Below are 26,617 nucleotides of genomic sequence, written 5' to 3' on the forward strand. Positions count from 1 at the left end.
AATTAAATTCTCACTTTCTATTATTTTATAAAAATAATAGATTTGAATACTAGATATTAAATTTGATAAGCTTTCGAATACTTCAAATCACTTCCCCAAAACCACTCCAATCCAAACTAAAAATCAACCAGTTACATACAAACCAAGATCACATAAAAAAGATTATCACCCTTAATAATTATAATTTATTTAATAAGTTACTTAATTATTATGAGTATAATGCTACGCCACATGGGTTGGACAGAAGCTGCTGACTTAATCATTAAAGGTATGGAAGGCGCGATTGCCGCTAAGACTGTCACTTATGATTTCGAACGTCAGTTAGAAGGCGTTAAGCTGCTGAAATGTAGCGAGTTTGGTGACGCAATTATCAAATATATGTAATTGTTGATTTGATAAATAGTTAACGGGAGCTTATTAGTTCCCGTTTATTTTTTGTACTATAAAATTCTTCCCCAAAACTCTTCCCCAAAAATGTTCAATTAAACAGCAATAATTTGCCATTCTTTGCCTCTATCGTCGTGGTATTTATCGGTCATATTTTGTGTTTTATGCCCCAATAATTTTTGTTTATTAATTCCTTGTTCTCGATAAAGTCGCTCAGATAAAGATCGTTGTTCATGGAAAGTAGGGGCAGTGCTTTTTCCCCAAGTTAACCCACATTTATCTCTCGCTTTTTTTAAACGTCGTGGTTAACGTATTTGGGATGACTTGTTCGCCTTATTTTACGGTCCAAGCTTCTGAGAAATTGTGCTTTGAAAATAATTCTGTTAACCCACAGATTTGTTTTAAGCGTAATACTTCATCTTGTGACATACCTAGTTCATCACCAATCCGTTTATCGCTCCATCCCAATCTGGATAGATCTCTAACTATATCTGACATAGCTGCGACTTGATGTTGTCCTCTTGCTCGATTATGACGAATAGTGGTTGCTATTTGATCTGATATTGTGTTGTTTTTAACATCAAGGATGGTGACTGGTAAATAATTATTAATTCGTTTTTTTAAGGCGTTTTCTTTACTTAATAAATAACGATGATAGCCATCAACGATTTGCCACTGCAATTGTTTAGTTTTATTTTGTTGTGCAGATAATACTACAACGGGTTGAGTATAACCGTCTTTTATCAATGAGGTTTTGAGTAATCTCTTTTCTGTGGGAGACATAACATTAGGGTTGTAGTCATTTGCTACGACTTTATTTTGCTTTATCCAAAGAACACAATCTATAGGTTCATTTTTGAATGGACTAATTTGATGAAGAAATAATTTGATTTTGTTGATAGCTTCGATTTTTTGCTCATCATTTAGTTTTAGCAGATAATCTTTTAGCGAAGAAAACACTGTTTCAATAGTCATATTCACCTCTTGTTAAATCAACTGCCAATTTTTACGTTTTTCCTGTATCCGTTTGCAATATCGGTCATAACAATGTGATTTGGTAGGACTAAATGCTAATGTTCTACACCAAAAATCATTACGTAAAATAGTTTTACAGATCCGTCGCCAAGATGGGATTTGTTTACTGCTAGTATCACCCTCTTGTTCATCTGGTATTCCATTTGGATAATCTCGCTCAGCATACCAATGGAGATAAACTGCGATTTTATTTCGGTAATGTTCGGCTGTTTGTTCTGGTACGCTCGCTAGTAAAAAGTGGGCGTAAGATTTCCATGTATGATGAGCGGGTTTACTGATTTTACGTTGTCCAAAAAAACCTGATTTATTACGAGGGTGGGTGTATAACATACCCGCATCAGCACCACTCACTCGTTCACAGGCTAGACTCCACGTCTCAGGTTCTAATACATGGTATAACCATAGCCCTTTGCGTTGTTCAGGGCCAAATGGCTCACAAATGCGCATTTGACTTAAACTAACCCCAGCTTGGTGCATTAGACTATAAATAGAATTATAGGGTAGGTTAAAACGTGAAATGTATGTCCAAATATCTTTTACATGCCAGTCATAAATAGGATAGGCCATATAATAAAAACCTTCGGGTGATGCCGTTGTCCATGGGATATCGTCGGCATAACGTAGTTTTTGGTTGTTATTGATAGCAATAAAGCGATTTAATGATTCATCTGTCCTGATCCCTAATAAAATAACTGAACTACGATGATTTCCTGTGATCCACTGATTAAATGCAGGTGTGAAGTCTTCAAAAATCATATTCGGATGATAAAAAGGGAAAAAGTCTGGATCAGTGATTGCGTATTCTGGAGGTTGCCTTACCCATTTTTTTTCTGGTTCCCAAGCCGTCCAAATTGGTTCATATTGTGAGATCCCGCTTTCCGTCGTGATAGGTAATGCAATCCAGTAAAATCGCTCCGTACAGTCTTCATACAAAGATTTCATTTTTGCAACATGGCTAATGGTTGCGGAGTATTGCACTTCCCAGTCAAGAAACATGACATTGAATTTTCGATGTCGTTTTCTTGCTTCAGCAGCAACAAGATGAAAAAGAACAGTAGAATCTTTACCTCCAGAAAAGGAGAGAGAGATTTGTTCAAAAGTATCAAATAACCATTCAATTCGCGTTTGAGTAGCATCTAACACATTTATTCCAAGAGGAATTTTGTGTTTGCAAGACATAACTATCACCAGAATAAGTTAGTTAATAGTATTATTACTTAATCACATTTAGATTATAAAGGTAAGTTATGGTTGCTAGTTGTTACTGAGATTTACTTGAAAAAATAGGATAATAAATCATATATCATTGTTATTATTGATAGTTTCTAGCCATGAAAAAATTTTTTATAATTAAGAAAAATAAAGTAAGTGACTTAGTGAGTAGAGAATATTTTAAAAATATTTCCTGATTTATTATTCGGGATTTTCAACTATTCATACAATAAATAAAAAATAAAATAGTCATTTTATGATAGGGTATTGTATGACATTAAGTACACATGATGGAGTCAAAGTATATACACCAGTGTCATTGAAGCTATATGATTGGTGGGTGCTTAATATTTCTAATAGCTATGCATGGCACTGTGATACGAATAAATATCTAATTCCACATTTTAAAAATCATCTCGGTGAGCGCCATATGGATATTGGCGTTGGAACGGGATTTTATTTAAAAAAATCATTAAATTATATAAAAGAAATCTCATTGACTGATCTTAATTTACACAGTCTGGAACATACTAAAAAGTATATACCTGATGATAAATTAATAAATTGCCTTCAGCATGATGTTTTTCAGCCTTTTTCTAATAAATTAAATGAATCTTATAATTCTATCTCATTGTTTTATTTACTACATTGTTTACCAGGAACGATGGATGATAAGAAAAAAGCGATAGAAAATATAAGTTATTTACTGACAGAAAAAGGGGTTTTATATGGCACAACGATTTTAGGGCAGGGAGTCAAACATAATTTTTTTGGTAAAAAATTAATGTCTATTTACAACAAAAAAGGTATTTTTTGCAATTATTCTGATTCGGTGGACTCTTTGGAAGAAATGCTTTCCTATTTATTTCATGACATCTCTATTCATGTACAAGGTACTGTCGCTTTGTTCACCGCAAAGAATAAAAAATAATAAGAAATATTATTCTGGATTAGAGGCCTTTTATCTTTATTTTCTTAAGGAATGGTATGTTAATGCGTAGCCTGTTTTTTACCTTTTTATTATTAACACCAGCGGCATTTGCCACAGATACATTAAGTCATGATATTGAATATTATTCTAATGTTACGTTAACGGATTTTAATTCGGGAAAAATTGAAGATGGTCGGTATTTTTGTGTTAAGGCCATGAATCATGGAGGTGAATTTATCGCCTGTGCAGTATCTAACAAGTCAGGTTGGGCTTCTTCTTATGATCACTTTTTTCAGCAAGCACATTATTACTACACAACAGGTAAAAGCTTTAGGTTATATGTTCAACCTAATGTTTGGACTCATCCCAAATTTACTCGAGTATATTCAAATAAAGCGATAGCAGGGTTCGCTAGTTGTCATAATAGTCGTTGCATGGGGCCAACAAAAGATAACTAATTGATTAATAGTAAATTTTATAAATTGGATAAATCCCATTAGAGTTTCAGATAGATTTTTTTAAATTAGTGAAGAGTAAAAGAATACTCTATAAACGCTAATTTAATGATATTTAGGAGACTATATGAAATTTTTATTTAAAAGTGTTTTTCTTGCAGTAGGTATTTTGTCTTCTAGTTTTGTTATGGCAGATAATGCTGATGAGATAACCAAAATTTCTTATGTGTGTGAAAATAATAAAGTGATGGAAGTTATCTATGTAAATACAGCAAAAGATAGCTATGCGATCATTAATCAAATGGATGAAATGATCCCAATGAAAATCATGAAAATGGCTTCTGGTGCAAACTATGAGGCGATGAATAAAAATTATACTTATAAGCTTTATACTAAAGGTGATAATGCCGATTTAGTCGAAGGAAAAGATAAACCAGTGTTGAGTGGTTGCAAAGCTAGTTAATTACCACTATTTTTTGAAAATCATTTAGCGCTCTTACTAGAGGTCACTTCGGTGGCCTTTTTTTGTATATTTAGTTGATAAATTTGAAATTTAATTTATCCTTGCGATCACTATATGGATATCATTCACTATATGAAAATATAATTATTTTCTTACAATAAATAGGTTAGGGGTGGTATGAAAAAACACTCATATTCTCAGTTAGTTAGTTATGTATTTTCAATTTTATTTATTATAGCTGTATTTTTATATTGGAAAATTGAAATTAAAGAGTATGTTATAGTTTCAAATGTATCGATTAAAATAGCATTAGGGTTCTCTGTTATTGTCTCGTTAGTATGCTTTTTCTTTATATATAAAAAACCAACTTTTAATAAGGAAATAAAAAATTTATTAATTTTTCCTTTAGCATTAATTATGATTATATTTATTATTGTATATTTCATACTTTCTAATATTGTGTATTTTACTAGCGGAGAAATAAGTAGCTATAAGTCTAGTTACTCATACGTAGAAGGAAGAAGATCATGTTCTGGTATAAAAATAAATGATGAAAGTGAAGGCGAAGTAAAGATTTGTGCTAAAATTGTTCACGGTAATATTTATGAAACGGGAAATGCAGAAGTTTTGAAGAAAGCAAATGCAATAGGTTTTGAACTGATATCAGCAAAAACATACTAATATGAAACTGAAATAGAAAACCTCATAAGTTATGAGGTTTTTTATGTATTAATTTTATAAAATGAAAAATAAAATAGTTAAAAATTCATTCTAAATCCTGTTGTTACATATATCGGAGTTTCTATTTTATTACCATTTTGATAGTTTATTTCAGTATAGAAAAGAGCATCATTACCTATATTAGTTGTTAAACCAATGCCGTACTTACCAGTATTCCCAGAATAACGACTATCAAATGATACGTTATTAATTTCTATTTCATTATTTTTAATGAATTCACGAGATATTGCTGCTTTTAAGTAAGGCTTAATATTGTGGTTTGCAATCAGTAAATTACTTTCTAATGTGGTTCCTAATTCACCTTTTAAGCTATCCGCATTGTGGATGTTTGCTTTCATACCATTATCTAATAAATAATGCGACTTACCAATATGAGAATAAAGGATCTGGCTGTATGGTGTCAGTGTTAATGCGTTTGAGAACGCAATAGGATAACCTATTTCTGTTGACGTTGTAATCGCATTTTGATTGTAATTTCCTTTAACTCTTCTACCTTCATTCATATTAGTATTGATTTCATTATGAAGATGATTCATCTTAAATAAAGAGTCTACATAAAAACTAGAATGATTAATCCAAGTTAAATAAATACCACCACTATAGCTATTAATATCACCATTATTAATATTGTCAGATTTGATCTTACTCTTAGTGTAAGAAGTTATTAAACCAAATAGTAATTGGTCATTATTTATGGCTATCTTCTTATCTATACCAACTTGCATTCCATTTAAGTTTGAATGGAATTGACTATAACCTTTATCATTCAAATGAGAATTATGATTTAAATAGCGAACCCACACTCCGAGATCATTATTATTTTCACGCAAGAAGCCCATTCTTTGGCGTAAAGTACTCGTCTCAATACTCAATATGTGCTGTGGTGCTGAGGCCATATTAATAACGGCTTGAGCACTATTGCTTAATATAGGTTGAGTAACATTAGGCTGTTTAGAGGTATCAGGCTGTTTAGAGGTATCAGGCTGTTTAGAGGTATCCGGCTCGCCTGATTTTCCACCTACAAGATACCACTCTGTATGACCATCATTAGTTTTGCTATTTAGTTTATATTTCCAAACACCAACTTCAACATTACCCTCTTTATTTAATAAATTAAAATTAGCATCACCTCTATTTACATAAACTAATTGAGTATTTTTAGGATCAGAAATTTCTTCTCCGCTATCATTTATTTTTAATCCAAAATGTCCAGTAGCATGATCTGAAATATAAATATTATCGCTTAAACCATTGGCTAAGCTGCTACTTAAAATAAAAGTACCTTCACCGGTGAGCGTTTTCAATTCAAGCCGATTAAATTGCATGCCAGAAATATAATGTTCCATTTCAAGTTGGCTACCAGATTGCATCTCTAGATTGTTAATATGAGTAATTAATTCTGGGCCTGGTTTTTCTGGTCTAGGAGCATTGCCATCATCACCATAATCTTCGTTCCATGAGGGTAAAATATATGTTTTACCTGCTAGTGTTAAGTTTTCTATAAAGATTTTAGTTGAAGGGACAGGATCATTTTTAGATACATCAGTAGATTCAGCATCAATGTTATCAATATATAATTCAGCATTTTTATCTATAAATAATTTGCCTATAGATGATGAACCTGCGCTCATATCAATATTACTTGTGCCTGTTACTATAGTATCTTTAATAGTAGGAATACCTATTTTTTTTGCATCATGAGCATACATACTAATAGTAGCATCGTCTTTAACGATAGTACCTATCGCGAGACTATCACCATTCATTCTTAATATTGCCTCGTTTGAAAGAGTAATATTTTGTATTTCGTGGCTTTTATCTATATAAAGATTTGTTGTATCACTGTAAGTAGAATTAGAAGTAATTTCATTATTGGAGAGAATAACACCTTGTATATTATTTTCTTTTGCATAAACAGAACTGGCTAAGAAAGATAATATACTTATAGTAATAATATTCTTACTAAAATGTTTATTCAATAGCATAAAAATGACCTTTTTTATTTTTTATTGTGTGAAAAATAATTAATTTATGCTTAATGATTATGTTATTTGTTTTTTTTATCAATTTAAATAACCGTAAAAAAATTTATTTAGAATATAATCTTTCTTAAGGTGAATTCTATTAAAGAAAAATATAATTATTTGCTATATAGAATAATATATCTTAGATGGGTTATTTAGCTTATGGTGTTTTTTATTTTAAAAAACACCATAAGCTAAATAAGAGAATATCATAATAGCCTAGCTATTATACTTTGGGGTTTCTGTATACTAAAATAGCAAAAAATAGAGCCCATAAGAAACTGATAACTTTAAACCATTTAGGATATTTTTTTTGTAGAGAAAACCAGCAAAAAATAAAGGGAGCAAAAAAAGTGGCAATTGCTAGGATAGCAAATTTTGTTTTATAAAATCTTTTTGCTTTAAATTCTTTTTTAACTCTTTTCTCAATTTCTTTGCCGTTTCTTTCTACTTCAGCTCTTTCATTATTCCATAATGGGTATTTATTATCTAACCAACGCGTTATCCCAAATAATGAGGTGGTAATTCTATTCTTTGCGTATTGACTTGTATCGCCAGAATATTTTATTTCTTGAATAATTTGAAAGAATGATACAGTAAGTTTAAGAAACTCATTGTCTAATTTCTCATAAGGCAGAGGCTTATCAGAGTTAGGGCTTTTACTTTTTTTCTCCGATCGTTCAAAACAACCAATCATTGTAGAGACTTCATCAACGGTTTTATCTGCAAATTTATTAAATTCTCTTTTTTGAATTTCTTGCGGTGACAGTCCATCATCAGAAAGACTAATTCTGTATGTAGTTCCCAAACTAGGAAAAATTGAGTTTCTTTTTCTTACATTAGCTTTTACGGTTCTTTTGGGGTTTAGAAACATGAATGATACCTATCTATTTTCTAATTTATCATGAATATATTAATGTTTTTTCTAAACTTAAACAACGAACTATATCGTAAATATCCTATCGATAATGTACTGCTAATCATCTTTAAATGATGATTTTGTAAAACCGTGTAAGTCAGACCGTTCTGTTGCTGTTTTGTGCCAATATTTTCTCTTTTACAAATGGGGAATTATTATGTCTACAATGAAAACAGAAGTTATTGTTATTCGTTTAACAAAAAAAGAGCGTGCATTATTGGATTCAATAAAAACAGCACCACTACTTGCAGATTGGATGAAAGAATTAGCACTTTCTAAATTACAAGAGCACGATATTTCATCTAATAAATAGTTACAAATGCCGGCAAAAAGGGAATTGAGTCGGCATCCTTATTTTATTACTTATACTATAAAATTAAGTCGTAACAGTAATAATGGATTATAGTTTATGTCCATTAATTTTAAGATATGGATATTAATAGAACTAAAAAAGCATTTGAGTAAAGTTAAAGAGATGTAAAGCTAATTGTAATGAGAAAATGATATCAACAACCATTGCCAATAAAAAAGCCCAATGTGGCGGCATTGGGCTTAGTGACTCGAATAGATGGGTATAAAAAACTATTAGAGATCGGTATAAATGTAGTGAATTTTCATTTTATAAATTAACAATAAATGCTTTTTTTTAAGTAAAAAGTGCTGTTATGCTTTATGTCGTCTAGTTTTAAAGCAAATTGATGTTTTTTCATTCTATTTAATTGTGTGGAGTTTCGTAGATCTACTCGTTTTCATACTTTTGGCTATGTGAATAGAGGGAGCGATGCGCTCTTTTATCAATACTTGGTAGATAACGATAAGTTAATTATAATCAAAAACTTATAAACTCTTTTCTCGAGTGCTTTTTGTAAAATTAAAGATATAATATGAATAAAAACAATAAGTTATTAATTTCTGAGCAACAGAACATAATGTGTGAAAGATATGGTGTTTTACCTCAAAAGCCAGAAGACATGGTAGCGATTGCTTTGGATAACCTAAATGGTAATCCTATTTACGGTACACGCATAAAACACTTAGAAGGTGGTACTATAAGTTGGTTTTTCTATTGTGAGGAATATTGTGCAAAGGACGACTTTTATCAACCATTGCATACAGAACATTTGAAAGAATTACTACCTGAAGTAATAAATTATCTTTATCTACCAGAAGGATATAATTTTATTATTGATAGAGATGGATATGAAGATGTTTGGTTTGAAGAGATAAATTAATAAGTATTTATCATTATTTTATAATTTTTAGATTAAGTAGATTTACATTTTTATATGCTCTTACGTATTGAATTTTATAACTATGCTGAGAGTATATAATATAAAAATATTGAGCTATTTTAAGAATTAAAAATATTAATTGATGTTGGTCTTATTTTTAACATAAAGACAATGACAGATTAATCAGTTTGAGTAAATATTATAAGAGTATTTAATTCACTATTAATAAGGAAGGTAGCTATTTATGTTTCCAGAATATCGTGATTTAATTTCAAAACTTCGTCAGACTGATCCCCATTTTCGTGCTCTTTTTGAACAACATAACGAACTTGACCATAAAATTGTTAGATTAGAACATAAAGATAGAAGAGGATATGGTGAAGAAGTTGTTGAGCTCAAAAAACAAAAACTAAAACTGAAAGAGGAAATTCATCAGATCCTCAAAAACCCACCGGAAGAAGCGTGAGTAATAAAAAATAATTACTCTATAAATACATAAAGATGCAGAAACCATCCAACTAAAAAGGGATGGTTTTTCATTTTTAAAAAGATAATTTATTTTTAATTAAAAAATTATATAAACCATATAGTTATATATATAAAGAAAAGGCTACTATTGTAGCCTTTTAACTGTCTAGGTTCTAAATATAATAACTTAGTTATGTACTATGTTAAAACTCATCTTTCCAAAGCACATCAAAATGGTTTGAATCTATTTTATAAACAGCTCTAACGTTATCATTAATATACTGTTTATAAATTTCATCGTCAGAAAAATAAATGGATATGGCTAACTCACATTCTGACGATATTTTTCGTGGAGCATCAATAATTTTTGCGGAAAAATTATCTTGTTGGAGTTGTTGCTGAAGTTTTTTTACAGCGTATTGCTCATGAAAAAGGAATAAATAGTTATGCGCCATTTTTACTAATTCCATTATCTTTTGCTTTATTTGCGACATAGGTATAAATAGCAGCAACAATGACAGCAAACAATAAACCAATAATAACAACTAGCTTACCATTATCAGTAACTCCAGCAGGGCTTGAGGCATAAGTGAAGTTATGAGCAAATGCTGCCCCCACTAACATACCCATGACGCTTACAGCAGCATCTGAGTTACCTTGGCCAGCATTAGCTAGTTGTCGTAATGGGCAACCTGTAATGAGTACACCACATAAGCCTACAAGCGCCATAGAGAGAAAATTCCATAGACCATCGCTGTGGGCTATTGGTTGATTTTCAAAACTAAGATTAAACTTGCCTAAATAGAGATTACCCAAAAAAACAACGAGTGTTAATGTGATTACACCAAACGCCATATTGTAATTGCGCGATAAAAATACATGTTTGGCCATTCCAATAAAGCAGAATCTTGTGCGTTGAATAATAAAACCAATAATAAGCCCTGCGATGATAGACATCCACACTGGCGCATGACTTGCTCCAGGGCCTTTCACACTGGCATTAAATATATCACTATTCCATAAGAATAGAGCAAATAGGAATATACATATGATAGGTAAAATAAAACCTTCTATAGAAGATTGGTTATAATTTCTTGGTAGAGAAAATCCTTTTTTGACAAATAAACTACCTATGCCAATTCCTATTATTAATCCAACTAATCCTATAACAGCATTTAAATCACCGGCGCCGATACGAAGTACCATTCTTAATGGACAACCTAAAAAAACTAAGCAACCTATCATCATTAGAAAACCCAGTGTAAAACGAATAATAGGTGCAGAGCCTGCCTTTGGTTGAAATTCTTTGAAGATAAGTGCGGCAATAAAAGAACCAAGAATAAAACCAAATATTTCTGGGCGAAGATATTGTACCGTTTCGGTGTGATGCAAGCCCATACTTCCTGCGCTATCACGAATAAAGCACGCTACACAACCCCCCATATTAGGTGGATTTCCGTTAATACCAAGAAGTAACGCAAGAGTACCGATAATAAATCCAGATAGGATTAAAACCCATTTTATAGACATCAAATGCCTCCGTTGATGGGGGAAGCCCCCTGACTAATAGAACCTATTAAGTACGGAGCAACTATATATAAGAATAACGTATGATTCTTTTATATAGATCACGTCAAAATTAATAAACTAGATAAGATAATTTTTAGAATCTAAGAATGTTAATTTAATGAGCAATAAGTTAATTATTGTTTAAATAACTTATTGCTAATAATGAAGAGTATAAAATGATGTTTAGAAAAGGATTAATTTAACTATTTATTTCTTTTTTCCACTTTGTATATGCATTTGTAATTACAGGTGCAATTTTTTCATCATTATCCCATGTATTTTCAACATAATATGAAGAAGATAACCCTTGGGCTAAAACACGCTCGAAATCTTCAAAATAGCTATTATTTTCTGATTCATAATAATATTGTGTAAATGCATATCCTTCATCACTCAAGTCATCACTAATAAATTTCTCGTCACAAACTTGGATAAGAAATGCAAGACCATCCATTTTTCTTTTACGCAGCATTTCTAGTTCTTTAGTTGCATCTTCTTGTAAATCCTCACTTTCTAAGTTATTTTCAATAATCCAAGTTAAATAAAACCCTATATGTATACCTCCATTTTCAGGTGGAAGGTCGTCAGGAAAATCACCATAAGCGTGCTAGTCGATTCTATCAATTGCCATTTTTCTACCTGTGTTAGTGAGTGGAGATTATTTTATTGTAACAAGTTATCGATATACAAATAGTAGCATTACTATAAAAATAAAATTATCAGTGGATAATAATAACAGATTAAATTAAAAAGAATAAACCAATGTGTTAGCTGATACGGAAAATAATAAACTAAATTCAATTATCATATTTTGATTCCACTTATTATAATAATCATTATTAGATTGGTATTTATTTTTTAATTAAGATAATACTTATCCCCATTTTATTATTCTTTGAGATAATACTGACTTAAAAGATAATGGAAGTAACTCTCTAACTCTCTAACTCTCTAACTCTCTAACTCTCTAACTGTTAACAATACTTAAAGGATATTTATGGAAAATTTTATTTTAGCTTTGGGTTTATTATCAATTTCTTCTATCGCTGTTTCTGCTGATTTATCTAAAACATGCGAAGACTATTTTAAAGAAACTGACTCTTATGTCGAATTAATGGCAAAAAATGATGCAACTAAAGCTCAAGCAGAAGCGATGAAAGCGCAATATACTCAAGCTAAAGAACAATTTGCAGCATTACCTAAAGATGTACAGGAAAGTACTTGTAAGCAAGCTTTAGATTCTTTAGAGCAAATGAAAAAAATGTCAGCAGGTCAATAAGTTTTATTTTATTTCGATAAGCCTTATAATAATTAAAGTTATAAGGCTTTTTTTATGACTAAAAGATAAAAATACTTTTTATATCGCAATATCTTCTTATTAAATCTAATTTAAAATTAAAAAATAATTTATTTTCATTACCTCTATGTTTGTTTTCAATTTTATTTATTTAATGTTAATATCAAATGCCTTCTCTAAGAATGAGTATTGACAATGAACATTGTGGTTTATATTGCAACAAGTTTAGATGGTTATATTGCTGATAAGCAAGGTAATATTGATTGGCTTACCAGTATTGAAAACCCTGAAAATTTAGACTTTGGTTTTTCTGACTTTCTTAGTGAAATAGATGTAATTATTATGGGAAGAACAACGTTTGAAACAATAATGGGTTTTGATATTGAGTGGCCCTATGTTCAGCCTGTTTTTGTATTAAGTAATACCATTAAAGAATTACCAAGCTCATTACCTAGTAATGTAAATATCTTATCAGGAAATGTTAGTGAAATAATAAAAAGACTTAAAGATGATGGATATAATAGAGTGTATGTTGACGGTGGAAAAACAATTCAAGGATTTATTAATAAAGGTTTTGTTGATGAACTTATAATAACTAGAATGCCTATTTTATTAGGTGAGGGCATACCGTTATTTATTCCAAATGATAAAAAAATAGAATTTACTCATCATAAAACAGAAGTGTATTTAAATTCTTTTGTTAAATCACATTATAAAAAACATAATTAAATATCAATTATTAAATTTGGAGGGCACCTTATTGGTGTCCTTTCTTATTTCTATATGATTAATAATTTAATATAGTTGGTTGCTATACATTTCCGTTGGATGTATTTTTGTTTATTCTTATTATTTTAGTTAAGTTATTTGTTTGTCCTGTATTTTTTATCAAGTTATAGCTTAAATCATTTTCTGTCATCGATTTATGAGCAGATTTCTTTATTTTTATATAAATGGGAAAATTTATTTTGTTGATGAATCGATTTTATGGAATAATTATTTACTCCTATTTCTTATTGATATTCAATTTATGCATTATTTTTTATTGTTATTACTTTCTGTATTTGTAAGTTCTGGATGTACCAATAATAAAGTAGCTCAGACTAAACTAATTGAAACACACACCGATAATTCCATTTCTGATAGTCACTCGGTTAATAATAACTTGGTTTTTATGTTAGGAAAGCAATCTCGTTTTGAAATGGAAGTTCAAGAAGAAAAACAAAGGCTTGGACAAGTTTTTAAGGTTGGTTTAAATGAGAAAAAACCATCAATCAACGATCAGTATTTAAATAATAATTCAACATTAAAGCCTATTCAAAAAATAAGTTTTACTATGCCAGTTGCTGAGCCTATTTGGAATGAAAAAAAACAAACTGTTGAATTCAAATGGAAACAAAAGCCACATTATACTTTTGATGCCTATTAATATTTTAATATCAATTTAAAATTTAATTTTATATGGATAAATTATGCGCATAGCAATCACCTTATTATTATCTTTTCTATTATTGGGTTGTACTACTGATAACGTTACTTTTAGTACGGGTAATTCAGGGAGCCATAGAATAGGCAGCCCAGTATGTTCTACATTAGTTTGTGGTAAGAATACTCGAACACCAGGAGAGCAAAAATCAATTAATGAGGCTGTTCATGAACAACAGCGGGCTATTATGCGAGGAGAAAAACCTGATTTGCAGATCATGGCTTCTTATTAGAATTTAACACGATTTAAATAGAGCTAGAAAAAGTGCACTAGCATTAAATGCTAATATAAATCTTAAGCCGCTTTATTTCATAGTTGCTCAAAAAAATAGCGTAATAATTTACGCTATTTTTAGCAGAAGAAATTTAATGGATAAAGATTAAGGGATACAAGGCTCTGGTGCATAGTTACTATTTGGAAAAGGATTTGGTAAATAGCTACATTTCTTCATCATTTGTTGTGAGCCTTCTTCTGATTCAAAAAGTGCAACACCAATTACCCCCATATTTCTTTTATCACCTTGAGCACTATAATTTACATATCCTTCATCAGGAGCGCCAAAGCGAAAAGCGGCAACTTGTTGCTGATTTTTTCTAAAACCTTCAACAAATAAAGTATCTCCAGGTCTTAATAAATAACCTCTATTTTGATAAGAGCCTGCTGTTCCACTAATGACATCTAATCCATCAACAGTAATAACAGCTTCATATATTATTTTATGGCTAGTGTTATGTAAGAAAATAATATAGCGCTCATTCTGTTTTCCATACAGTAAATATTGATTATTCTGTGTGTGATATAATGGCATTATCTTTCTGTATTCAGTCAAGATTGATATCTGTACTGGACTTTCACTAATACGCACAATTTTTGAATAAGAATTGGAAGGCACTCCACTTTGATAAAATATAGATGTTGTTTGTGAAGGTGTTTGTGATAATCGATACGCTTCAACACTTTCAGTAACAGAAGATAAACTTTCTCCCCATTTTGTTGAAAGGGCTCTATTTTCAGTTTGCTCATTGGCAATACTTAAGCTAGTGGGATAGTTTCTCTCAATTGTTGTACAACCAGAGGTTAGTATTAAAATACTACTCAATAACGAAAGTGATGCGATTGTTTTGAATAGATTCATATTCTTGCTTTCCTTAGTATTTATGCGAGATTTGTTTCTAAATTTTATTAATACCAAATTAGCGTGTGCTTTCTAATTTGTCTCTCAGCTAATTCTTAGGATAATCGTATTTAAGATAAACAGCTGTAATTTAGGATAATTTGAGACCAAATATTATTCATTTATGGGTTGGCGTAATAAAATAGATAAAAATAAAAAAATGATCTCATTATTTTGAGTTTTTATTTTCTCCTATTTCTCCCTATTTTCTTATTTAGGCATTTTATGCCTATGGCGGTATTGAATAGCAATTGAAAGAAGAAGAGTTTAATTCTATTATAGAACGTATATGTTTTATTATGATCTGTATATAAGGATTGGTGTGGGTATTGTAAAAATTTCTGATGAATTACATGAGTACTTGCGAAAAGCAAGTAATGTGATGTCACGCTCTGTTAATGCTCAGGCAGAGTTTTGGATAAAAATTGGCATTCAAGCAGAGTTAAACCCAGATAAGACATTTCCAATGATTATCAATGAAATGCTGGAAAAAGAAGCCATCAAGCAAGACGTAGAATAAGAGGAAAGAAGAGTGGATAAAATAACGATTAAAACGGCTGATGAAATTGAATTAATGCGTGAGTCAGGGCGTTTATTGGCGAAAGTTTTTACAATGCTTGATGATTTTATTGTACCTGGTGTTTCTACACTAGAGATTAACGATAAAGTTGATGATTTTATTGTCAATGAACTTCAATCAAGACCAGCAAGTAAAGGTCAATATGGTTATGAGTATGTGCTAAATACATCTATCAATGAAGTTGTTTGTCATGGTGTGCCAAAAGCAGATGAGCGCCTTAAAAGCAAAGATATTGTTAATGTTGATATTACACTAGAAAAAAATGGATTTATTGCTGACTCTAGTAAAATGTATATTATGCCAGAGGCATCTCCTATTGCGCGTAAATTAGCAAAAACAACGTATCAAGCAATGTGGGAAGGTATTAAGGAAGTAAAACCAGGTGCGACATTAGGCGATATTGGTCATGCTATTCAAAGCTTTGCACAAAGTCATGGATATAGTGTAGTGAGAGAATACTGTGGGCATGGAATAGGAAGAGAAATGCATGAAGCGCCACAGGTACTACATTATGGTATTAAAGGACAGGGCGTTGAATTAAAAGAAGGCATGACTTTTACGATTGAGCCAATGATAAATCAAGGCGGCGCTAAAATAAAAACCAAGAAAGATGGTTGGACTGTTGTAACAAGAGATAAAAAGTTATCTGCTCAATCAGAACATACTATTTTGGTAACAGCAACAGGGTATGAAGTGCTCACTTTACGTCCAGAAGAAGTATTACCATAATTGCTACTCTTTTATATTTATAGCCATTTTAAGAGAAAATATTTTTTATAATTTAAAAATATTTAAATTTTTAATTGAAGTGGCTAGTTGCATCTATTTTATTTTCCATTCCTATCAATAAATTAAGTTAAAAACTCAATATCTTTACAAACCAGAGTTGTAAATTACACGTTGTTCACTATATTAATATCAATATTCATTAAGTGTTAATGGAACATTGTCAAATGATTGCAGGATGCGATTATTACTTTATGGAAAATAAGGATGTTAATATGGAAAATATTTCAAAAATTTTAGAAGCGTGGGGATCATGGGTAGCTAATGATCAAAATGCTATTAATTTGTTGAATAATAAAGAAATCATTCCAGAGCGTATAAAGTTGAGAGAAAAATGTACTCATCATAATGCTAATATTATTAATGACTTAATGAAAAGATTGATGGCGCACAATAAAGAGGACTATCAATTGCTTATTAATTATTATATTTTTGGTAAAACGTTTATTCAGCTTGCAAAATATGATCAATGTTCGGATACATATATTGGAAAAAAACTGAAAAAAGCAGAAGGTATGATTGAAGGTATGCTGATTTTCTCTGGTATTAATTAAGACTATAAATAAAAAATCAAAATAATGCTTTACGATCGTAAAATAAAGATTAAGCTAAAAACACTTAGAATAATTAAGGTATAAAAATACGATGCTTACTATAATTTTTGTACTTCAAAGTTGTATTTTAAATTTTGTATTCTAAGTGTTGTTTTAAGTATTGCTAATAGGATGTTTAGCAAATTAAATAGATTAATTTAAACCCAAGGAGTGGAAAATATGTCAACTACATATCCAATTATTTTAGTTCATGGTTTATCTGGTTTTGATGATATCGTCGGTTATCCTTATTTTTATGGTATCGCCGATGCCTTAGAAAAAGATGGCCATAAAGTTTTCACCGCATCTCTTTCTGCATTTAATTCTAACGAAGTTCGTGGTGAACAACTTTGGGAATTTGTGCAAAAAATTCTCAAAGAAACGAAAGCAAAAAAAGTAAATTTAATCGGTCATAGCCAAGGCCCATTAGCTTGCCGTTATGTTGCTGCAAAACATGCGAAGAGCATTGCTTCTGTTACTTCTGTTAATGGTGTAAACCACGGTTCAGAAATTGCAGATTTAGTACGACGTATTATGCGCAAGGATAGTGTGCCAGAATATATTGCTGATGCAGTAATGAAAGCTATTGGTACTATTATTTCTGCATTTTCAGGTAATCGTGGCAATCCACAAGATGCCGTCGCTGCATTAGAAGCGTTAACAACTGAAAATGTAACTGAATTTAATAAAAAGTACCCACAAGGGTTGCCAGCTGTTCGTGGTGGTGAAGGTAAAGAAATCGTAAATGGCGTTCATTACTATTCATTTGGTAGCTATATCCAAGGTTTGATTGCTGGTGAAAGAGGCAATTTACTGGATCCTACTCATGCCGCAATGCGTGTATTAAGTGCATTCTTTACTGAGCGTGAAAATGATGGCTTGGTAGGTCGTACAAGTATGCGATTAGGTAAACTGATCAAAGATAATTATGCTGAAGATCATCTGGATATGGTAAATCAGGTTGCTGGGTTAGTAGGGCGTGGTGAAGATATCATCGCTATTTATACAAACCATGCGAATTTCTTAGCAAGTAAAAAGCTTTAATCATCCTGCATACTTGTTATGAAATAATCTAGTACGAATGGCTCTAATCAATTTAGAGCCATTTTTATTTTTTTAATTATTGTTGGTTAATATCTTTATTAACGCTGACAGAAATAGCATAGCCTAATAAATAAAGTGCTTGCTCTAGACTATCTACTTTTGAGGTTTGATTAATTTCAAGTAAACGCTCTATTTGTGCACTCGTTAAATTCATCTTTCTTGCAAGATCGGATTTTTTTGTCTTTGTTTCTAACATCGCATTATGTAATGCAATTTTTAAACAGCTAATAAGAGGTAAGTAGACAATAAAATCACCATCTTGGGCTTTGGATGGAGCAGGAATAGGCTGTTTACTCGCAATAAACTCCTCAAGACCCACATGTAAAATATCAGAGGCTTCTAGTTCAATATCATCTTCTGTATAAGCAACAGCGTGTATATTATCAAAATCACGGTAGGTAATTTCGTAAGTTTCACTTTCTTTATCAAAATGAGCGACTGCTGGATAGTTGAACATAAATAGCCTTTTATAAAGTTGAAAACTAGGTTTAACATGAAATTACACAATATAATGTGTTTTCAAAATTCTTGTGTATAGTACTAAAGTCAAACTCTATTTATCTATTTGATATTAAATAGTATGTTAAAGATTAAAGCATATTTATTAAAATTTATCTTCATTTCTTGCTAATGTAAGAAAAAGTGCAGTAGATAGTACATTGCTTGTTGGTTATTGCGTATTTTTACTGGAATTGATAATTAATTCTAGATAGATCTTATATTCAAGAAAAGCCATCTTATCGATGTTCATAAGGTGTTTTTAGAAAGGAGTTGTTTATGTATCCCGTTGATTTACATGCTCATACTATTGCTAGTACACATGCTTACAGTACAGTTAGTGAATATTTCCAGCAAGCTAAAAAGCAGGGAATTCAGTTGTTTGCAATTACTGATCATGGCCCAGATATGGATGATGCACCTCATGAATGGCATTTTTCTAACTTACCTGTGATCCCTCGTATTATTGATGGTGTTGGTATTCTTTATGGTATAGAAGCGAATATTAAAAATATTAAAGGTGAAACAGATTGTAGTGAGAAAATGAGCAAGAAATTAGATATTGTACTTGCTGGTTTTCATGATCCAGTAATGAGCTCATTAGGCCTTGTTGATAATACAAAAGCGTTAATTGCAACAATAGCAAGTGGCTGTGTCCAAATGATTACGCATCCAGGTAATCCGAAATATCCAATAGATATTGCTGAAGTTGCAAAAGCAGCTGCTACTTACAACGTTGCTTTAGAAATGAATAACTCATCATTTATTCATTCTAGAGTAGGAAGTGAGAAAAATTGCATAGAAATAGCGAAAGCAGTACGTGATGCAGGAGGATTAATTGCACTAGGCTCTGACTCACACATTGCTTCTTCACTAGGAAATTTTGATCGAGTATTAGAAGTATTAGCTCAAATAGATTTTCCACAAGAGCGTATATTAAATGTAACTCCAAGAAGGGTATTAGATTTTCTAGAGTCACATGGTAAAAAAGAGATCCCTGAATTTAGCCATTTTTAATATTGGGTTAAATCAGTAATAAGAAAGCTATCCTAAGATTAAGATAGCTTTTATGCTGTGGGTAGACTTAACATTTACTGATGAAAAACAGTTAATTCTTGTTTTAGTCTATCTGATTGTGTTTGCAAAGAATCTAATGAACTGACTAATTCTCGTGTCATTGTTGAATTAGCTTGTGTGGTTTGATCTAATTGATTTATTGCATCTTCAATTTGGGCAATACCATTACTTTGTTCATTTGTAGAAATAGAAATATCGTGGATCATTTCATTAATATTTTCAGTATGTTTAGAAATATCTACCATATTATCGTTTGCGTCAGCGGCTAGCTGAAAACACTGATTTATTTTTTTACTTGAATTAGCGACAAGTACTTTTATCTCTTTTGATGCCAAATTACAGCTAATAGATAATTCTCTTACTTCTTTAGCAACAACAGCAAAACCTTTTCCGTGTTCACCGACTCTTGCCGCTTCTACGGCAGCATTTAAAGCCAATAGATTTGTTTGGAAGGCGATATTATCGATTGTAGAGGTAATGTCGTTTATTTGTTCAGAGAACGTGACAACTTCATGCATATTTTCAACAACGTTAGCGAGCATTTCATTGCTTTGATGGATCATCGTATCTGTTTTTGTTACTAGCTCACATGATGCTTGTGTATTTTCTGCATGTTGTTTTGATGTAACGCTTAATTGTCGTATTCCTGCGGAAGTTTCGAGCACAGCTGCTGACTGTTGTTCAACACGAATAGCAAGATTATTGTTCATAACAGCAATATCACTTAATTCTGAATTAATAAGACCTGAGCTGTGATTGATGTTATTGACGATCCGTTTTATCTGATCTCGCATTTTTTGAATATTGGCAGTGAGAATATTTATTTCATATAGACCTTTTGTGGTGACATCGGTCGCTAATTCTCCATTACTAATATCTTCGATATTTTTCATTATAGCGTTTAAAGGTGAAATAAAGTTTTTTCGTAGTACAACTTGAACTAAGAAAGAAAAAATAACAATTAATATTGAAATGGCAATTAAGCTATAAATAATTTTATCGTACAGTAATTCTCCTTCACCCAATGAAGCCGTGTAATAATTTTCTAGCTGTTGATGATAGTTAGTATAAGCTTGCTCAAAATTGTCTTGATAGGTTTGTGTTGGTTGATTTAAATACTCGTATGTTTTGCCTTGTTCTAGAAAGGCTAAAAATTCAATGAGCGCTGCATTAAGCTCAGTATATTTCTGCTCTAATTGTTGTATATAACTTTGATCTTCAACATTATGAGGAAAATTCTTGAAACTTTCCCATCCATTTTCAACGTGCTGAAGTTTTTCTTTAGTTTGTTGTAATAATGAGGATATGTCAGTATTTGCGGTAGCCATTTTATTAATGATTAATAAGTGGCGAGAACTAGCCCTATTTAAGGTATTACGTGTTTGTAGTAGATTTTCCCAAGTATCACTTAGTAGTGATTGTTCATGGTAGATATTATTTAGTGTGTTTAAGTTTCTCTTGTAATCATTAACTGAAGAGAGAAATAAAACACAAGCTAGCCCAAGAAGTAAGATTAAAGAGCCTGTAATAAGCCAAACTAGGGTGGTTGTTTTTAAACTCGACATATTAAAAGAGACGTTTGGCAAATAACGTTGTTTGAAGTTCTTAAACATGTAATGTTATTTCCTTTTTCATAAAAATATAACTGTGTAATTTATTGATTTTTAAGTTTTATTTTTACTTCCTGTAACTGGTATAGACAAAGAATTAAAAAAACAAATGAAAATATGTTTTTAGGTCACTCTTTGATTTAATGCCATATATCCTTTTGATTTTTTCAAATACTAAAAAATAGTATCGGCATTTTATAAATATTCTTTATGCTTATTTATTGTTCTGATTAATAAATTTATTAAATGTATTTATTTATTTTGTAACACGTTGATTTTTAATTAATTTTTCTTAAATATTAAAAGTTAAAGATAAATAATAAAAATGATATAAAAGAGATCACCTTCGTGGAATATAGTTAACCTGTTGATTTATTATTAACTTTATGTGATTGACTAGTTTATTTTTGAACAATTAGATTTAAATAATGCCAGTGTTTCTATTTATAAAATAAAAAATTAATAATGATTAAAACAGCAATAAATTAAATTATTTTTTGTTTATTTAATAGAACAAATAAGAGAACTTAACGTTATAAATGAGAGGAAGATAAAAAGATTGCAATAGATAAAAAATAAGAAATCAGACGAAATCGCTATAAGCGGGAGGGTTATAACCCCTCCGCCTATAAATAAAGATCACATCAGGAATGATCCTAATGATGTATGAAAATTTCACATAAGATTAAAGATAAAAATAAGTTATTAAAGTGAAATGCCAGAGAATGACATAAAACCAAGTGACATTAATCCTACTGTGATAAATGTGATCCCTAATCCTCTCAATCCTTTCGGAATGTCTGAATATTTCATTTTTTCACGTAAACCTGAGAGGGCTATAATCGCAAGTAACCAACCTATGCCACATCCTGCACCATATATCACTGATTCAGTAAATGTGTAATCACGTTCAACCATAAAAATGGTGGCACCAAAGATAGCGCAATGAATAGTCAATAAAGGCAAAAAGATCCCTAATGAATGATAAAGTGAAGGGATAAATTTATCTAAAAACATTTCTAAAATTTGAACTAGTGCCGCTAAAACGCCAATAAAAGTAATATATCTAAGAAAGCTAAGATCAATACCTTCAACTATCGCGTCTTTCTTTAGGATAAAATGATAGATTAAGTTGTTGATAGGTGTAGCAATAATAAGTAAGACAGTAACAGTAAGACCTAGTTTTAATGAGGTTTTTACTTCTTTAGAAACAGCAAGAAAAGTACACATTCCTAAAAAGAAACTTAATGCCATATTCTCAACAAAAGTTGCCTTAATAAAGATATTAAGGTAATTTTCAAGCATAAACCCTCCTGTTAATATATTTTTTTACTAATTCTATTAAAAACAGTGTATTAATATAAGTGGTATTGCAAAAATATCTTTAAAATTAGATCTAAATGACATTTTTTGACTAAGAGTGAGATTTATTTAAGCTAAGGAAAATAAAATTATTGGATAAATGTAATAAATATAGGATTCAAATAAATCTTCTATTTAAAACCCCATTTTTTATTGTTAGTGGGTAGGATAAAAAGCATTAGAAATGACAAAGCATCAATATCTGTTGATAGCATATCGATGCTTAGATGAGAAAGTTTTTAATTATTTTTATAGAGATGTTTACTGAATAAAATTGTTTATGATTTGAGGTTGTTTAACATGAGTGTTTTATAGTTATCTTTCTCAAGATCTTTTTCTGTAAAACCAAATTTTGCGGCTAAATGTCTTAATTGAACCGTGTAGAGTGATAGTTTGCTTTGGTCGTCCGTCATGATAGCAAACTCGGCAAATGAGCCTAATTTATCTAGTTTATCAATCGTGATATGAAACTCATCTAGAAAATAGATTTCTCTTGATTTTGTATAATTGAGAATACAATGGTAGCCAAGTGTCGTAAACATAGAGACTGTTTTTTCTGCATCTTCGATGCGAACGGCTTCACATTGTGATAAATCAGGGCCTTTAACGATAAGAAGATTTATTCCTGAGGGTAGCATTTTTCTTACGCATAAACTGATGGTTGGAGTTGAAAATTCAGTATTATCATGTTCCATGTACCAATCTGTTTCTTTATTCTCAGGTGTAAATAATGTGGCTCCTGATTTTTTTAATTCATTAATAAAATTTTGTGGATTTTGAAGGTGATATTTTAGTTCAGCTTCAAATTTACCTTGAAAGTGTTCAGACATACGTTTTCCCCAATTTAGCGTTAATGAATTATAGCGCATTAACAAGGTGCTCTTCTGAGATAAAAACGAACTTTTAGTGTTATTTCATTATTTTCTATTTTAGTAAATTAGATGAAAATATTTAAATAGAGTAATGGATAAAATTACTATGAAATAAGGATAAGAGGATATAGTGTTATTAAAAAAAGATATAAGGGAAAATAAAGGGGCGTTGCCCCTTTATTATTACAGAACACCTTCGAACGGGTTCCAACTTTGATCATTTTTGGTTTCTTTTAAGTAGTATGCATAGTTGGCTGTTATCGCCCATAAAATGTTAACTGCGATACCCACAGCATTGATAACACCATTGTTTACAGGTAAAAAACCAATAATAGTAAAAATGGCAATATTAATAGCAAATAATGTTAATGCCTTGCGCCATAAACCTAAAATAAGAAAGTAAATAAAACCAAAGAAAAATGCCCAGATATTCATTCCAATAAGAATACGTTTACCAAAGGAGAGTTCTTTATAAGCAGCTTTAAATTCTGGCGTTTTAGGTGCTGGTCTCTTATACACATCTGACGCTGCCGACGACGGAGAGGGAGCAGTTATTGGCGGAGGGCGCATCATTAGAAACAAAAGCTTATACACATCTGACGCTGCCGACGAATAGAGAGAGGGAGAATCCTTTACATAATTTAACATCATGAACAATATAAATTTATTAAGAGATTATTAATATAAGAGTTTATATAAAAAGCATTAAAGTGACTGTATTTCTAGTCATTTTTTAATAATTATCTTATTGCTTCAGAATATATTTTTAATAATTACTCTTAAAAATAAACAGGATAAAATAAAATATCATTTTGAATGGATTTTATGGTGAAAAGAATAAGAAATCTGGCTTATGACGAATACCAGATTTCTTATGGAAGTAGGAAGTGAGTGATTAACGCACGACTAATACAGATGATTCTGCGTAACTAACCACTGAAGATGCGGTAGAACCTAGAAGATAAGTTTTCATACCAGGATTACGAGAACCAATGACAATCAGCTCTGCTTGAATTTTTTTTGCGGTTTCTAAAATTTTATCGCGAGGATTGCCTATAGACACGTAAAATTGAGTTGTACTATTGGGAATATCAATGTGCGATAAATTTTCTTTTAGTGTGGATAATGCAATTTCAATACGTTGTTTGTCACTTGCTAGTCTATCTTGGCCTGCGAATGCAAATCCGACAAAAGACTCATAACTTGGAATGACTGATAAAAAATGAATATTCAATTTGTCAGCGACAGACAATGCTTTTAGATGAGACACAACCTTGTCTAATAAACCAAGCTCTGTAAAATCAACGGGTACTAACACTGTTTTTGTCATAGTGGCTCCTAATTAACCTTTTATTATGATTAGGGCTTTTATATTAATTTTTTGTGCATACAAATATGAGTTGCCTACTAATCTTATCAGTCAAAATGAAAAACTGCACAAAAATTGGAATTATTTTTATTTTTTGAGAGTTATGTATTTTTTTATGTGAAAAGAGTGAAAAAAACTGCTGTCTGAAAAATAAATATGTAGCAATATCAAATAGAAATCATAAAAAAATAGGGAATGATAACAAGTAATAGAAGGATATTTTATTTTTCTAATGATGATTATTGTAGATATTACGTTGTATATATTTATTGATATATGGTAAAGCTTATTTTTGAATATTTTTTAATGGTTGGAATATGATTTTTATTTAATGCTAATTTTAATTTCTTGGATTATAAAGAAAAAGTTAATAAATATGGAAACTAAAATTAAAAGTCAAAAGTGAAATATTATATTTATATATTTCAATGCGTTAGGTTATTTTATGTAATGGTTAAATACATGTTTTATCTTAATGATAATAAATGCTATTTAGCTTTTTAATAGTATTAAAAGCATATTACAAATGAGATTGGTTTTTATTTTTATTACGGCTAATTAATTAAAAAAAATAAATAAAAGCACACTTAAATAGCTATATTTTTATTTTTAACTGTGCATAATATCCATAATGTTAATTTTCATCGCAAGGAACGTAAAATATGTTACATCAAGATATGATCAACAAATTGAATGAACAGCTAAATCTAGAGTTTTATTCGGCAAATCTGTATTTGCAAATGAGTGCTTGGTGCGACGATAAAGGGTTTGATGGGGCTGCTAAATTTTTAAAAGCTCACTCTCGTGAAGAAATGGAACATATGCACCGCTTATTTGATTACTTAAGTGATACAGGTGCAATGCCTTTACTTGGGGCGATTGAAGCTCCACCTGCTGAGTTTTCATCATTATCTGAGTTATTCGATAAAACTTACGAACATGAAAAACATATTACATCTGAGATTAATAAATTAGCGCATGTTGCAATGACAACTCAGGATTATTCAACATTTAACTTCTTACAATGGTATGTTGCAGAGCAGCATGAAGAAGAAAAATTATTCAAATCAATCCTTGATAAATTAGCAATGGTTGGTGACAGTGGAAAAGCTTTATTCTTGTTAGATAAAGATCTGAACACATTATCAACATCTGCACATGTCTAATTATTAATAAAGCTTTAAATAGCCTAAATTAATAAATGAATTATTGCGCTCTGCTGTGAATGAATAGCAGGGCGTTTTTTATTCTTCTATATTACCTCCCTTTCTATTGTTGCTATTCTTATCTCTTCTCTTACTTACATTGTCTGTTTTTTACCCTAAAAAATACCTACCCCATGTTATTTATACAGAGTGGTTATTTTACTTTTA

General features: G+C 30.7%; 31 protein-coding genes and 2 pseudogenes. 18 read left to right on the forward strand and 15 right to left on the reverse strand.

Annotation, left to right across the window (positions count from 1 at the left end; all coding sequences use genetic code 11):
* The first annotated feature begins 174 nt into the window (after positions 1 to 174).
* Positions 175 to 384: an isocitrate/isopropylmalate family dehydrogenase gene (locus tag ACWPWK_RS18015; RefSeq protein ID WP_279629301.1), complete on the forward strand. Its 210-nt coding sequence runs from the start codon at positions 175 to 177 to the stop codon at positions 382 to 384.
* A 98-nt stretch (positions 385 to 482) separates the two neighbouring features.
* Here the strand turns inward: ACWPWK_RS18015 and ACWPWK_RS18020 are convergent.
* From ACWPWK_RS18020 to ACWPWK_RS18030, 3 genes and pseudogenes are all read right to left on the reverse strand, one after another.
* Positions 483 to 720 (reverse strand): annotated as a pseudogene (locus ACWPWK_RS18020) (tyrosine-type recombinase/integrase); the annotation flags it as partial.
* Complete coding sequence (locus tag ACWPWK_RS18025; protein WP_109372555.1) at positions 721 to 1,362, reverse strand: IbrB-like domain-containing protein; 642 nt, start codon at positions 1,360 to 1,362, stop codon at positions 721 to 723.
* Positions 1,363 to 1,374: 12 nt separating this feature from the next.
* A complete protein-coding gene (locus ACWPWK_RS18030; RefSeq protein WP_109372554.1) occupies positions 1,375 to 2,601 on the reverse strand; it encodes a phosphoadenosine phosphosulfate reductase in 1,227 nt (408 codons plus the stop codon).
* 304 nt (positions 2,602 to 2,905) lie between these two features.
* On the opposite strand from ACWPWK_RS18030, the gene ACWPWK_RS18035 reads away from it, so the two are divergent.
* The 4 genes from ACWPWK_RS18035 to ACWPWK_RS18050 all read left to right on the forward strand — a co-directional run bounded on the left by ACWPWK_RS18035 (position 2,906) and on the right by ACWPWK_RS18050 (position 5,164).
* Positions 2,906 to 3,565, forward strand: coding sequence for a class I SAM-dependent methyltransferase (locus tag ACWPWK_RS18035; RefSeq protein WP_109372553.1), 660 nt, complete (start codon positions 2,906 to 2,908; stop codon positions 3,563 to 3,565).
* Between the two features lie 62 nt (positions 3,566 to 3,627).
* On the forward strand, positions 3,628 to 4,023 hold the full coding sequence (locus tag ACWPWK_RS18040) for a subtilase family AB5 toxin binding subunit (protein WP_160230302.1): 396 nt from the start codon (positions 3,628 to 3,630) through the stop codon (positions 4,021 to 4,023).
* A 124-nt stretch (positions 4,024 to 4,147) separates the two neighbouring features.
* Positions 4,148 to 4,483 carry a c-type lysozyme inhibitor gene (locus ACWPWK_RS18045; protein WP_109372551.1) on the forward strand — a complete coding sequence of 112 codons (336 nt, stop codon included), beginning with the start codon at positions 4,148 to 4,150 and terminating at the stop codon, positions 4,481 to 4,483.
* Positions 4,484 to 4,660: 177 nt separating this feature from the next.
* Positions 4,661 to 5,164: a hypothetical protein gene (locus ACWPWK_RS18050; RefSeq protein WP_109372550.1), complete on the forward strand. Its 504-nt coding sequence runs from the start codon at positions 4,661 to 4,663 to the stop codon at positions 5,162 to 5,164.
* A 77-nt stretch (positions 5,165 to 5,241) separates the two neighbouring features.
* Here the strand turns inward: ACWPWK_RS18050 and ACWPWK_RS18055 are convergent, their stop codons facing one another.
* Both ACWPWK_RS18055 and ACWPWK_RS18060 read right to left on the reverse strand, forming a co-directional pair.
* On the reverse strand, positions 5,242 to 7,209 hold the full coding sequence (locus tag ACWPWK_RS18055; protein WP_109372549.1) for an autotransporter outer membrane beta-barrel domain-containing protein: 1,968 nt from the start codon (positions 7,207 to 7,209) through the stop codon (positions 5,242 to 5,244).
* A 265-nt stretch (positions 7,210 to 7,474) separates the two neighbouring features.
* On the reverse strand, positions 7,475 to 8,122 hold the full coding sequence (locus ACWPWK_RS18060) for a hypothetical protein (RefSeq protein WP_109372548.1): 648 nt from the start codon (positions 8,120 to 8,122) through the stop codon (positions 7,475 to 7,477).
* 202 nt (positions 8,123 to 8,324) lie between these two features.
* On the opposite strand from ACWPWK_RS18060, the gene ACWPWK_RS18065 reads away from it, so the two are divergent.
* The 3 genes from ACWPWK_RS18065 to ACWPWK_RS18075 all read left to right on the forward strand — a co-directional run bounded on the left by ACWPWK_RS18065 (position 8,325) and on the right by ACWPWK_RS18075 (position 9,865).
* The gene (locus tag ACWPWK_RS18065) at positions 8,325 to 8,480 is read left to right on the forward strand and encodes a hypothetical protein (protein ID WP_167392481.1); all 156 of its coding nucleotides are present in this window, start codon (positions 8,325 to 8,327) and stop codon (positions 8,478 to 8,480) included.
* Positions 8,481 to 9,051: 571 nt separating this feature from the next.
* Complete coding sequence (locus ACWPWK_RS18070; protein WP_162558367.1) at positions 9,052 to 9,399, forward strand: immunity protein Imm33 domain-containing protein; 348 nt, start codon at positions 9,052 to 9,054, stop codon at positions 9,397 to 9,399.
* Between the two features lie 244 nt (positions 9,400 to 9,643).
* Positions 9,644 to 9,865, forward strand: coding sequence for a DUF465 domain-containing protein (locus ACWPWK_RS18075; protein ID WP_109372547.1), 222 nt, complete (start codon positions 9,644 to 9,646; stop codon positions 9,863 to 9,865).
* 205 nt (positions 9,866 to 10,070) lie between these two features.
* Here ACWPWK_RS18075 and ACWPWK_RS18080 read toward each other — a convergent pair whose 3' ends face one another.
* The 3 genes and pseudogenes from ACWPWK_RS18080 to ACWPWK_RS18090 all read right to left on the reverse strand — a co-directional run.
* Positions 10,071 to 10,337, reverse strand: a complete 267-nt coding sequence (locus ACWPWK_RS18080) for a putative Se/S carrier-like protein (protein WP_160230305.1) — start codon at positions 10,335 to 10,337, stop codon at positions 10,071 to 10,073.
* Entirely contained in the window at positions 10,312 to 11,397 is a 1,086-nt protein-coding gene (yedE, locus tag ACWPWK_RS18085) for a YedE family putative selenium transporter (RefSeq protein ID WP_244185024.1), read from the reverse strand. The genes ACWPWK_RS18080 and yedE overlap by 26 nt, the downstream gene beginning before the upstream one ends.
* Before the next feature lie 238 nt (positions 11,398 to 11,635).
* A pseudogene (locus tag ACWPWK_RS18090) lies at positions 11,636 to 12,031 on the reverse strand (DUF7832 domain-containing protein); the annotation flags it as partial.
* Positions 12,032 to 12,433: 402 nt separating this feature from the next.
* Here ACWPWK_RS18090 and ACWPWK_RS18095 point away from each other — a divergent pair.
* The 4 genes from ACWPWK_RS18095 to ACWPWK_RS18110 all read left to right on the forward strand — a co-directional run bounded on the left by ACWPWK_RS18095 (position 12,434) and on the right by ACWPWK_RS18110 (position 14,451).
* The gene (locus ACWPWK_RS18095; protein ID WP_109372544.1) at positions 12,434 to 12,715 is read left to right on the forward strand and encodes a DUF5339 domain-containing protein; all 282 of its coding nucleotides are present in this window, start codon (positions 12,434 to 12,436) and stop codon (positions 12,713 to 12,715) included.
* A gap of 213 nt (positions 12,716 to 12,928) precedes the next feature.
* Complete coding sequence (locus ACWPWK_RS18100; RefSeq protein ID WP_109372543.1) at positions 12,929 to 13,462, forward strand: dihydrofolate reductase family protein; 534 nt, start codon at positions 12,929 to 12,931, stop codon at positions 13,460 to 13,462.
* A gap of 196 nt (positions 13,463 to 13,658) precedes the next feature.
* Positions 13,659 to 14,162: a hypothetical protein gene (locus ACWPWK_RS18105; protein WP_109372542.1), complete on the forward strand. Its 504-nt coding sequence runs from the start codon at positions 13,659 to 13,661 to the stop codon at positions 14,160 to 14,162.
* Positions 14,163 to 14,205: 43 nt separating this feature from the next.
* Positions 14,206 to 14,451 (forward strand): hypothetical protein, encoded by a 246-nt coding sequence (locus ACWPWK_RS18110; protein ID WP_109372541.1) that lies wholly within the window; start codon positions 14,206 to 14,208, stop codon positions 14,449 to 14,451.
* A gap of 147 nt (positions 14,452 to 14,598) precedes the next feature.
* Here the strand turns inward: ACWPWK_RS18110 and ACWPWK_RS18115 are convergent, their stop codons facing one another.
* Positions 14,599 to 15,354, reverse strand: coding sequence for a hypothetical protein (locus ACWPWK_RS18115; RefSeq protein WP_109372540.1), 756 nt, complete (start codon positions 15,352 to 15,354; stop codon positions 14,599 to 14,601).
* Positions 15,355 to 15,715: 361 nt separating this feature from the next.
* Here ACWPWK_RS18115 and ACWPWK_RS18120 point away from each other — a divergent pair, with 361 nt between their 5' ends.
* From ACWPWK_RS18120 to ACWPWK_RS18135, 4 genes are all read left to right on the forward strand, one after another.
* Positions 15,716 to 15,913, forward strand: a complete 198-nt coding sequence (locus ACWPWK_RS18120) for a ParD-like family protein (protein ID WP_109372589.1) — start codon at positions 15,716 to 15,718, stop codon at positions 15,911 to 15,913.
* A gap of 12 nt (positions 15,914 to 15,925) precedes the next feature.
* Positions 15,926 to 16,702 carry a type I methionyl aminopeptidase gene (gene map / locus ACWPWK_RS18125; protein ID WP_100158067.1) on the forward strand — a complete coding sequence of 259 codons (777 nt, stop codon included), beginning with the start codon at positions 15,926 to 15,928 and terminating at the stop codon, positions 16,700 to 16,702.
* Between the two features lie 272 nt (positions 16,703 to 16,974).
* On the forward strand, positions 16,975 to 17,313 hold the full coding sequence (locus tag ACWPWK_RS18130; RefSeq protein ID WP_244185022.1) for an antiterminator Q family protein: 339 nt from the start codon (positions 16,975 to 16,977) through the stop codon (positions 17,311 to 17,313).
* A 219-nt stretch (positions 17,314 to 17,532) separates the two neighbouring features.
* A complete protein-coding gene (locus ACWPWK_RS18135; RefSeq protein WP_109372539.1) occupies positions 17,533 to 18,396 on the forward strand; it encodes a lipase family alpha/beta hydrolase in 864 nt (287 codons plus the stop codon).
* 76 nt (positions 18,397 to 18,472) lie between these two features.
* On the opposite strand, the gene ACWPWK_RS18140 is transcribed toward ACWPWK_RS18135, so the two are convergent.
* The gene (locus ACWPWK_RS18140; protein WP_109372538.1) at positions 18,473 to 18,913 is read right to left on the reverse strand and encodes a type II toxin-antitoxin system HicB family antitoxin; all 441 of its coding nucleotides are present in this window, start codon (positions 18,911 to 18,913) and stop codon (positions 18,473 to 18,475) included.
* 320 nt (positions 18,914 to 19,233) lie between these two features.
* Here ACWPWK_RS18140 and ACWPWK_RS18145 point away from each other — a divergent pair, with 320 nt between their 5' ends.
* Positions 19,234 to 19,971, forward strand: a complete 738-nt coding sequence (locus ACWPWK_RS18145) for a phosphatase (RefSeq protein WP_109372537.1) — start codon at positions 19,234 to 19,236, stop codon at positions 19,969 to 19,971.
* Positions 19,972 to 20,045: 74 nt separating this feature from the next.
* On the opposite strand, the gene ACWPWK_RS18150 is transcribed toward ACWPWK_RS18145, so the two are convergent.
* The 5 genes from ACWPWK_RS18150 to ACWPWK_RS18170 form a co-directional block, all read right to left on the reverse strand.
* Entirely contained in the window at positions 20,046 to 21,644 is a 1,599-nt protein-coding gene (locus ACWPWK_RS18150; RefSeq protein WP_167392480.1) for a methyl-accepting chemotaxis protein, read from the reverse strand.
* Positions 21,645 to 22,346: 702 nt separating this feature from the next.
* On the reverse strand, positions 22,347 to 22,946 hold the full coding sequence (gene nqrE / locus ACWPWK_RS18155; protein ID WP_109372536.1) for an NADH:ubiquinone reductase (Na(+)-transporting) subunit E: 600 nt from the start codon (positions 22,944 to 22,946) through the stop codon (positions 22,347 to 22,349).
* Positions 22,947 to 23,281: 335 nt separating this feature from the next.
* Complete coding sequence (locus ACWPWK_RS18160) at positions 23,282 to 23,833, reverse strand: class IV adenylate cyclase (RefSeq protein WP_109372587.1); 552 nt, start codon at positions 23,831 to 23,833, stop codon at positions 23,282 to 23,284.
* A gap of 225 nt (positions 23,834 to 24,058) precedes the next feature.
* Positions 24,059 to 24,394, reverse strand: a complete 336-nt coding sequence (locus ACWPWK_RS18165; RefSeq protein ID WP_454209229.1) for a DUF2628 domain-containing protein — start codon at positions 24,392 to 24,394, stop codon at positions 24,059 to 24,061.
* A 376-nt stretch (positions 24,395 to 24,770) separates the two neighbouring features.
* A complete protein-coding gene (locus ACWPWK_RS18170; RefSeq protein ID WP_072062602.1) occupies positions 24,771 to 25,205 on the reverse strand; it encodes a universal stress protein in 435 nt (144 codons plus the stop codon).
* Between the two features lie 701 nt (positions 25,206 to 25,906).
* Here ACWPWK_RS18170 and ftnA point away from each other — a divergent pair.
* Positions 25,907 to 26,410, forward strand: a complete 504-nt coding sequence (gene ftnA, locus ACWPWK_RS18175) for a non-heme ferritin (RefSeq protein WP_075673382.1) — start codon at positions 25,907 to 25,909, stop codon at positions 26,408 to 26,410.
* Positions 26,411 to 26,617 lie beyond the last annotated feature (207 nt).

It is taken from the genome of Proteus sp. Marseille-Q3619 (assembly GCF_965283115.1).